7 protein-coding genes are annotated in these 9,641 nt (G+C 37.6%); 1 reads left to right on the top strand and 6 read right to left on the bottom strand.

Features of this window, described 5'->3' with window-relative positions:
• Nucleotides 1–296 (bottom strand): NAD(P)/FAD-dependent oxidoreductase (locus ACILQF_RS06745; RefSeq protein WP_395626653.1); only part of this gene is annotated, 296 nt, incomplete at its 3' end.
• 179 nt (nt 297–475) lie between these two features.
• On the opposite strand from ACILQF_RS06745, the gene ACILQF_RS06740 reads away from it, so the two are divergent.
• Nucleotides 476–2,677, top strand: a complete 2,202-nt coding sequence (locus ACILQF_RS06740) for a DUF5916 domain-containing protein (protein WP_395626652.1) — start codon at nt 476–478, stop codon at nt 2,675–2,677.
• Here the strand turns inward: ACILQF_RS06740 and ACILQF_RS06735 are convergent.
• The 5 genes from ACILQF_RS06735 to purL all read right to left on the bottom strand — a co-directional run.
• The gene (locus ACILQF_RS06735) at nt 2,649–3,839 is read right to left on the bottom strand and encodes a dipeptidase (protein WP_395626651.1); all 1,191 of its coding nucleotides are present in this window, start codon (nt 3,837–3,839) and stop codon (nt 2,649–2,651) included. The two genes, ACILQF_RS06740 and ACILQF_RS06735, sit on opposite strands and share 29 nt — an antisense overlap.
• Before the next feature lie 12 nt (nt 3,840–3,851).
• The gene (locus tag ACILQF_RS06730; protein ID WP_395626650.1) at nt 3,852–5,480 is read right to left on the bottom strand and encodes an acyl-CoA carboxylase subunit beta; all 1,629 of its coding nucleotides are present in this window, start codon (nt 5,478–5,480) and stop codon (nt 3,852–3,854) included.
• Nucleotides 5,481–5,520: 40 nt separating this feature from the next.
• On the bottom strand, nt 5,521–6,534 hold the full coding sequence (locus ACILQF_RS06725; protein WP_395626649.1) for a WD40/YVTN/BNR-like repeat-containing protein: 1,014 nt from the start codon (nt 6,532–6,534) through the stop codon (nt 5,521–5,523).
• Entirely contained in the window at nt 6,531–6,962 is a 432-nt protein-coding gene (locus tag ACILQF_RS06720; RefSeq protein ID WP_395626648.1) for a DUF2147 domain-containing protein, read from the bottom strand. Before ACILQF_RS06720 ends, ACILQF_RS06725 begins: the two co-directional genes overlap by 4 nt.
• 108 nt (nt 6,963–7,070) lie before the next feature.
• Nucleotides 7,071–9,641, bottom strand: a 2,571-nt coding sequence (gene purL / locus ACILQF_RS06715; RefSeq protein ID WP_395626647.1) for a phosphoribosylformylglycinamidine synthase, incomplete at its 5' end; no start/stop codon positions are given.

Raw genomic sequence — 9,641 nt, 5'->3', positions numbered from 1 at the left:
ATCACCTTATGAGGTATAGATGAGAAATCAACACTACTAGCATAACCAAAGCGAATTTCTGTACCAAAACGTTCCGCCTGCTTCCTAAAATCTTCCATCATCTCAGGACCCATTATTCCTGTTGGATAACCCGGAAAATTCTCTACATCAGTTGTTTGGGTCAATTGTCCGCCTGGAACCATTCCCGTATACATCACCGGTTTTAAATCAGCACGAGCAGCATAAATAGCGGCTGTATATCCTGCAGGACCAGATCCTATAATCAGGCATTCAACATGTTCAGTTTGTTCAGACATTTTTCAATATTTCTTACAAAAATAAGAATTTGAGGTCGGATAGACAACCCTCATTTTCTAGATTATTTATCTATACATCACAATAATCATCAAGTTCTCAGTCCAATTTAAGAATATATCCAATTTTAATTCATAAACTCAGTCATTGTTCCTATTATTACAATTCAATTCTTAACAATATGCCTGAAACTATGTTTCAATCCTTGAAATCTATAAGTTATTTATTCTTTTTGATTATTCATTTAACTGTATTCAGCTTAAATACATTAGCTCAAAAAAAGAATGTACAATATGAGCTGAAAATTAAGCCTGCAAGCACTGAAATCAAGATTGATGGAATCATGAATGAAGGCGCTTGGCAAGACGCTGAAATAGCAAGCAAGTTTTTCATGGTTCAGCCAATGGATACGAGCTTTGCCAAAATCCGTACAGATGTTAAAATGAGTTATGACAATGATTTTCTATACATAATAGCCATATGTTATCATGAACCAGGTCCTTATTTTGTAGAGTCTTTAAGACGTGATTTTACTTTTGGGAAGAACGATAATTTTTTAATTTTTATGGATCCCTTCGACGATCAGACCAATGGTTTTTCCTTTGGATCTAATGCCGCCGGTGCTCAATGGGATGGTATCATGTATGAAGGAAGTAAAGTAGATTTAAGCTGGGATAATAAATGGGAATCTGTCGTTAAAAACTATGAAGACCGCTGGATTTTTGAAGCAGCGATACCCTTTAAATCAATTCGTTACAAACCAGGAATTACAAAATGGGGTATCAATTTTAGTCGCCTAGACCTTAAATCAACTGAAAAATCAAGTTGGGCTCCTGTCCCGCGTCAATTTGCAACAGCATCCCTCGCCTACACAGGGAATTTAGTCTGGGATCAGCCACCACCAGTCCCGGGTCAAAATATTTCTGTTATTCCTTATACTTTAGGTGGCCTTTCGAGTAATCATACATTGCTACCTGTAAAACGCGATCAGAGGGGTGAAATTGGTGGAGATATTAAGATTGCCATTAACTCATCATTAAACCTCGATCTAACTGTAAACCCAGATTATTCACAAGTGGAGGTTGATCGACAAGTACCTAATTTGGAAAGATTTGAACTTTTCTTCCCTGAAAGGCGACAGTATTTTCTTGAGAATGGGGATTTGTTTTCAAATTTCGGCTATCAAAATATCCGACCTTTTTTCTCACGAAGAATCGGACTTGGTGTTCCCATTCAATATGGCGCACGATTGAGCGGCAAGCTGAATAAGGATTGGAGAGTGGGCCTTATGAATATGCAAACTGAAAATACAGGAATTTCAGATCCTGCACAAAACTTTACTGTTATGGCACTCCAAAGAAAGGTTTTCGCACGTTCAAATATTGGTGGAATCTTTATTAACAAACAATCCCTAAATTATGATGCTTCAAATGCCGCAGCTGGAGTCTCAAGATACAACCGTGTTGCAGGAATTGAGTATAATTTGGCTTCATCAAACAATACTTGGACCGGCAAGGCTGTCACCATGAAATCTTTTAGTCCCAATGGTGGCAATAGTGATATGATGCAAGCAGCAAACCTACGCTACTGGACCGGAAACTGGGACATCAATTGGCAGCATGAATATGTCGGCAGTGATTACAATGCTGAAGTTGGCTTCGTTCCAAGACGAGGATACTTCAATTTAAGTCCGCAAATAGGATATTTATTCTTCCCGAAAAAAGGAAAAATTCTGAGCCATGGACCCAAATTGTTTTCGGCAAATTATTTTGATGAGAAATTTAAACGTACGGATAATACCAATTACCTAGCATACAACTTCAATTTCCGTAACAGATCAAACCTAACTGGTTGGATTGCAAATGATTATGTAATGCTTCAAAGACCATTTGATCCTACAAACAAGGGAGGTGCTACTTTAGCTACCGGCTCAGAGCATAGCTGGGAAGCATTTGGCCTTGAGTATAGCTCACGCCCACAAAGTCTAATTACAATGGCTCTATCAACTCGCTATGGCGGATATTATGCCAATGGTAACCGTTTAAATATTAGTAGTGAGCTTGGATACCGCTTTCAACCTTATGTTAGTTTAGCACTGAGTTCAAGTTATAATGATATCCGATTACCGGAACCTTGGAACACCACTAAATTTTGGCTAATTGGCCCAAGGCTGGATGTAACTATGACTAATAAATTGTTTTTTACTGGCTTTGTGCAGTATAATGAGCAAAATGATAATATTAATTTAAACACACGTTTGCAATGGCGATACAAACCAGCTTCAGATCTTTTTATAGTGTACACAGATAATTATTTACCTGCTCCTTTTTCGGTAAAAAATAGATTTTTGGTTCTTAAATTGACCTATTGGTGGAATATTTAGAATTAATTTTTGTCTGCTTTAAAAGTCTAATAAAATTAGTTCCAAGTATCTTTTTTACTTCATTTTTTGAATAACCACGGGCTAAAAGCGCATCTGTGATTAATGGATATTTTGAAACATCCTCCAGGCCCTGTGGGTAGGATTCTGCGCCATCATAATCTGCCCCTAAACCAACATGATTTGCTCCAACAAGCTTAACCATATGATCTATATGGTCAATCAATAAAGATAATGGGGCTTTTAAATTTTCAATTTCAGCACTATATTTTTTATTGATTTCTACTTGCCCTAAGGATTTACTCCCTAATTTATTACTTAATTCAACAAGTTCATTTTTATGACGCGCATTAAATAAACTTAACTTATTAGCATAAGTGCTATCCAAAAAACCGCTATAAAAATTAACAAAAACAACCCCACCTGTTTTTGCAATAGCTTTAATTTGATCATCCTTCAAATTTCTTTGATGGGCATTAAAAACATATGCAGAACTATGTGAAGCCATTACTGGTTTATTTGAAGCTCGAATAACATCATAAAAAGTATTTTCTCCGACATGTGAAAGATCGATAATTACTCCGAGTTCATTCATTCGTTGAACAATCTGAAAGCCAAGATTACTCAGTCCCAACTGCTTTAAACTATCTTTTTTAAAAGTTTCCTCATATGCCGAACTAGCCCAAGGTGTGCTATTATTCCATGTTAGGGTCATATAAGTCATGCCACGTTTTGCCAATGAATCTAGATTTTTCATGCTGCCTTCAATCATATGACCTCCCTCAACACCGAATAAAGCTGCCATTTTACCATCTTTAACAGCCATTTTCAGCTCTTTGGCCGAACGCACCTTAACAATCATATTTGGATGACGTTTAATTAAGGCATCAAGCGAATCAATTTGTCGATTTGCCAGATCAAACCCTCCAGTATAATCACTCCAAACAGAAAATACTTGAACATCTAGTCCCCCCTCCTTTGCTCGAACCAAATCAAAATTGCCCCCCTTTTGTCGAATACCAATGTCAATTCCTGACTTTATTTGATCTGATAAGATATCGCCATGAGTATCAACCACGATAGCTTTTTTATGAAGTTTCAAGGTCGACTGTGCAAATGAATCAATAGATGCTATAAAAAGCATAAAAAGCAAAGCCTTTTTCATGATTTTATTAGTTTAGGTTTGTAAAATACCTGGATTAAAAGAATTTTGTATTGGCGACTGATTAGCAGCCTCTATTCCCATTGAAATCACCTTTCTTGTATCTAAGGGATCGATAATTCCATCAACCCAAAGTCGAGAAGCAGCATAATACGGAGTTGTTTGGCTATCGTAACGATCTGTAATTTCTTTCAATAATTCATCTTCTTTTTCCTTTGTAATTTCTTCTCCTTTAGCTTTCAGAGATGCTTCCTTAATCTGCAACAATACTTTTGCTGCCTGAGAACCACCCATTACCGCAATTTTTGCAGATGGCCATGCATAGATTAATCGTGGATCATAAGCTTTTCCACACATCGCATAATTGCCTGCTCCATAGGAGTTCCCAATTACAATGGTGAATTTAGGCACAACCGAATTGGCCACCACATTCACCATCTTTGCGCCATCTTTTATGATTCCACCTTGCTCCGAGCGACTTCCAACCATGAATCCGGTAACATCTTGAAGAAAAACAAGTGGTATTTTCTTTTGATTGCAATTCATGATAAAACGAGTAGCCTTATCTGCCGAATCTGAATAAATAACACCGCCAAACTGCATTTCACCCTTTTTGCTTTTTACCACTTTTCGTTGGTTTGCTACGATTCCAACTGCCCAGCCGTCTATACGTCCTAAACCACAAATTATACTTTGTCCGTACAGTTTTTTATACTCTTCAAACTCAGAATTATCAAGTAAACGATAAATAATATCCCTCATATCATAAGGATTCTCCCTAGACATCGGCAAATACCCATAGATTTCATTCTCATCTAATTTAGGCATGTTGGGTTTTATTCTGTTAAAACCCGCTGTCTGAGGGGCTCCAATCATGCTCATAATATTTTTAATCGAATCTAAGCAAGCGGCATCATTGGGGTGTTTGTAATCAGTTACGCCGGATATTTCACAATGGGTGCTTGCGCCTCCAAGAGTTTCATTATCTATGTCCTCACCAATTGCCGATTTAACCAAATAACTTCCTGCTAAAAACACTGATCCAGTTCCCTCAACAATCATAGCTTCATCGCTCATAATAGGCAAATAAGCTCCCCCAGCAACACAGGAACCCATAATAGCTGAGATCTGCACTATACCCTTGCTGCTCATAATTGCATTATTTCGAAATATTCTTCCAAAATGCTCCTTATCTGGAAATATCTCATCTTGAAATGGCAAAAATACTCCTGCAGAATCAACTAAATAAATAACTGGAAGGCGATTTTCCATCGCTATTTCCTGTGCTCTTAAATTCTTTTTGGCAGTCATAGGAAACCATGCACCCGCTTTCACTGTGGCATCATTAGCGATAATCATGCACTGGCGCCCAGAAACATAGCCAATCCCTGTAATAACACCTGCTGATGGACAACCACCCACCTCTTTGTACATATCTTCAGCAGCAAAAGCGCCAATTTCTAACCAATTACTTTCCTTATCAATTAAATAGCTGATACGCTCGCGGGCTAGCATCTTTCCCTTCTCTTTTTGTTTTGCCGCGGCTTTTTCTCCACCTCCAACATAAATCTTTTTCAAACGATTTTTAACCTCGTATGAAAGTTGCTTATTGGCATCTTCGTTTTTATTGAATTCTAGATTCATATTGTAATTTAAAGGTTAAAAATGACACTAGCTATGCAAATTAATAGCTAAGAGTGGCAATACGCCCGTCGCTTCCACTTAGCAAAACGAGTTTTCCATATTTAGCTTTTCTTACAGTGTGATAGCCTAAAACTGATAAATTCTTCCACGTTTTACCACCATCATTTGAAAAATCAGTACCTCCTGGACCAGTTGCAATTAAGCTATTTTTTGATAGATATTCAACCGCAGAACGATATCCAAAAGTTGAAACTGAAGGCTTGAACCATGATTTACCTCCGTTTTTGGTTAAAACCAAATTATTATTCCTTGAAGAATCTATGAGATAATCGCCACCAACTGCTATTCCCTTTCGTTTTGTACGAAATGCAATCGAAAATGGTCCGGTAGAACTTTTACCCTGGATTATTGGGCAGTCAAATACCTTCCATGAATTTCCATAATCAGCAGAATGAAAAAGTCTTGATTTCAATCCTCCAGTGGCAATCCAAGAGTTTCCCTTCGAATCACATCTTATGGCAGTTCCGCTAGCTGCAAAACTTGCTTCACCAGCAAACAGATTGATCGTATTATCTTGACTGATATTTTGCCAATTCAATCCCCCATTGCTAGTTTTAAGCAAAACCATTTTTGAATGGATTGGGTCACCATAAATGAGTCCATTTTGGGAGTCCCAAAAATCCATGCCATCTAAAAAAATATCTGGTGAATCGTTTCTATAAACTTCTTTCCAGGTATTTCCGCCATCAATAGTGAGTAAAATTACTGCCGGACTACCTGCATTGATTAGAATTGCTTTTGATTCAGAAAAAGCCTCCACATCTCTAAAATCAAGGTTTTGATAAGCAAGTAATTGCTTCCATTCCCATGTTTTACCGCCATCTATACTTCGCGCTGTCCAGCCCCTACTTCCACTAAGCCAAGCTACGGAATCGTTTACAACCGATAAACCACGAAGGCTTGTATTACGGGATGATTCTAGGGGACTTAAAATTTGTGCCTGTGATTGTAAATAAAAGAAAAATAATATAAATGATGCTGCAATTTTTATCATTTTGCACGAGTCCAGCTTTCAGTTCTACCTAACATTGAAAACCCCACAAAGCCTCTCACATTTATTTTATCGGGGCCTTGCGGACTTATCTTACAACTATAAGTTTTTCCTGTTTTGGGATCATAAATGCTGCCACCCTGCCAAATATCATCACTAAAAACAAAATCTTTAAGGATAAGCAATCCCAATATTGGGTTCTGGCTCAATGAAGTATTAGGATTGTTTTTATCCAATCGCGGTTTACCATCCGGATTGTTTGGTACTTTCAACCAAGCTATTTTCCCAAAATACTTACCTGAATTGGGATAGATTTGAATATGTGCTTCACCGCTAGCATTAATCCACTTGCCAATAATTTGATCTCTATTTTGAGAGAAAGCGTTTATACTTAAAAACAACAAAAAAATGATTGTATAACGTTTTTTCATAGGTAGCTATTTAATCTGTAATAAAAATAGGGATAAATTCAAATTATCTGTCTAATCTTTTCAAGAAGATTTCAAAATTTTAACACTAATTATAATAATAGATAATAATTATTTGGATTTATTATCAATCCATTTTCTTGCATTTACAAATGCTTCAAGCCATGGTGAAACCTCGTCTTTTTGAAGTTTATCAGGATAATTTGCCCAATTCCATGGAAAGGTTGATCGCTCAATATGCGGCATCATAACCAAATGTCTACCTGTAACATCACACATCATTGCCGTATTGAAATCTGATCCATTAGGGTTTGCAGGATAGCATTCATAGCCATATTTAGCAACGATATGATACTTATCTTCTTCATAGGGTAAATTAAATTTACCCTCTCCATGTGAAATCCAAACGCCCAATGAAGCACCTTCTAGAGAAGAAAGCATTACTGAATGGTTCTTCTGGATGGTAACAGAGGTAAAACCACTTTCATGCTTTTGGGATGTATTATGATGCATTTTTCCGTGAATTAGATGCTCTGGATTTATTAATTCAAGCTCCATAAATAATTGACAGCCATTGCAGATCCCTACTGATAATGTGTCTTCACGTTTGAAAAAGTTTTTGAGTGCTGTATTTGCCTTTTCATTATACAAAAATGCACCTGCCCAGCCCTTAGCGGATCCTAAGACATCTGAATTAGAAAATCCACCAACCGCTCCTATAAATTGAATACCCTCTAAAGTCTCTCTGCCAGAAATCAAATCGGTCATATGTACATCCTTCACATCAAAACCTGCCAAAAACATCGCATTGGCCATTTCACGTTCCGAATTACTTCCCTTTTCACGAATAATCGCAGCTTTTGGTCTTTCCGAACCTATTGCGATAAATGGAAGCTTACCATCAAAATTAGCAGGGAAATGGAATTTTAATGGCTGATTCTTATAATTTGTAAAGCGCTCCTGCGCCATTCCATTTTTTGATTGTTTTGAATCTAGCAAAAATGACGTTTTAAACCAGGTATCTCTAAGTTCAGAAACATTGAACTTGAATGAGTCATTATTATTTTTAATGTTTACAACCTTGCCTTCTACGACTGATCCAATATTGAAAATTTCGATATTATGCTGAGCAAAAACAGCTTCTACGGAAACATCTGCCTGAAAAACCACGGAAATATTCTCATTAAATAAGGCCTTTACACTATCGTTCTCCAACAAAAGACTGAGGTCATAATTTGCAGCAAGGTTTACATCTGCAAAGCACATCTCCAAAAGAGTGACAATTAAACCGCCGCTACCAACATCATGCCCTGCTTCAATTCTACCTTCTTTAATCAGGTTTTGAAGTACATTGAAGGCAGTTTTAAAATACGTTGCATCCTTAATAGTTGGTACTTCGGTTCCAATTTTATTTAAAATTTGTGCAAAAGAGGTACCACCAAGCTTAAAAGTATCCTGCGATAGGTTGAGATAATAAATATTGCCACCATTTCGATTTAAAACGGGTTCAACTACTTGGTTAATGTTAGAGCAATTTGCACCTGCAGAAATAATTACTGTTCCTGGAGCAATCACCTCGTCATTTGGGTATCTCTGCTTCATAGAAAGCGAGTCCTTACCCGTAGGAATATTAATACCTAAATCGATAGCAAAATCTGAACAGGCTTTTACCGCTTCATATAAACGGGCATCTTCACCCTCATTCTTACACGCCCACATCCAATTTGCTGAAAGCGAAACTGAAGATAAACCCTCTTTTAATGGAGCCCATACAATATTTGAAAGTGCTTCAGCAATTGCCGTGCGTGAACCTGCTGCTGGGTCAATCAGTGCGGCAACCGGTGAATGTCCAATAGATGTTGCCAAACCTTCCATTCCCTTGAAATCGAGTGCCATAACACCAACGTTATTAAGTGGCAATTGTAAAGGACCAGCACATTGCTGCTTTGCTACTTTACCACTCACGCAACGGTCAACTTTATTAGTTAACCAATCTTTACAAGCTACAGCCTCCAATTGTAAAACTTGATTTAGATACTTAGGGATATCTAAAGAAGTATATGCTAATTCAGCATAATTCCTAGTCACCGTTTTATCAGCCATAACCGTCTTAGGGGAGCTTCCAAAGAAATCTTCCAAAGCATAATCCATTGGCTTTAAACCAGTAGATTTCGACTCAAATGTGAATCGATGATCATTGGTTACATCTCCAACTACATACATTGGAGAACGCTCACGTTCAGCAATGCGCTTTAAAGTATCAATATCATCCTGACCAATAACCAATCCCATACGTTCTTGTGATTCGTTACCTATAATTTCTTTTGCCGACAGAGTTGGATCACCCACGGGTAATTTATCCAAATCTATTAGTCCGCCTGTAGCCTCAACCAACTCCGAAAGACAATTTAAATGACCTCCAGCACCGTGATCATGAATAGAAACAATTGGATTATGATCACTTTCAACCAATCCGCGAATAGCGTTTGCAGCACGCTTTTGCATTTCAGGATTGGAACGTTGAATCGCATTCAATTCAATTCCAGAGCCAAAAACACCCGTATCAGCTGATGAAACAGCAGCGCCGCCCATCCCTATGCGGTAGTTTTCACCGCCGAGAATAACAATTTTATCTCCCTCTTTGGGAATTTGTTTTATCGCTTGATTAAGTTTTCCATAACC

This window comes from Daejeonella sp. (assembly GCF_044232565.1).
Taxonomy (GTDB): Bacteria; Bacteroidota; Bacteroidia; order Sphingobacteriales; family Sphingobacteriaceae; genus Daejeonella.
The sequence above is the reverse complement of the archived record's forward strand: the minus strand, read 5'-3'. Positions and strand labels throughout refer to the sequence as shown.

Coding starts and splice junctions, on each gene's coding strand:
- ACILQF_RS06735 (WP_395626651.1), bottom strand. CDS start 3,839: ATGAAAAAGGCTTTGCTTTTTATGCTTTTTATAGCATCTATTGATTCA.
- ACILQF_RS06730 (WP_395626650.1), bottom strand. CDS start 5,480: ATGAATCTAGAATTCAATAAAAACGAAGATGCCAATAAGCAACTTTCA.
- ACILQF_RS06725 (WP_395626649.1), bottom strand. CDS start 6,534: ATGATAAAAATTGCAGCATCATTTATATTATTTTTCTTTTATTTACAA.
- ACILQF_RS06740 (WP_395626652.1), top strand. CDS start 476: ATGCCTGAAACTATGTTTCAATCCTTGAAATCTATAAGTTATTTATTC.
- ACILQF_RS06720 (WP_395626648.1), bottom strand. CDS start 6,962: ATGAAAAAACGTTATACAATCATTTTTTTGTTGTTTTTAAGTATAAAC.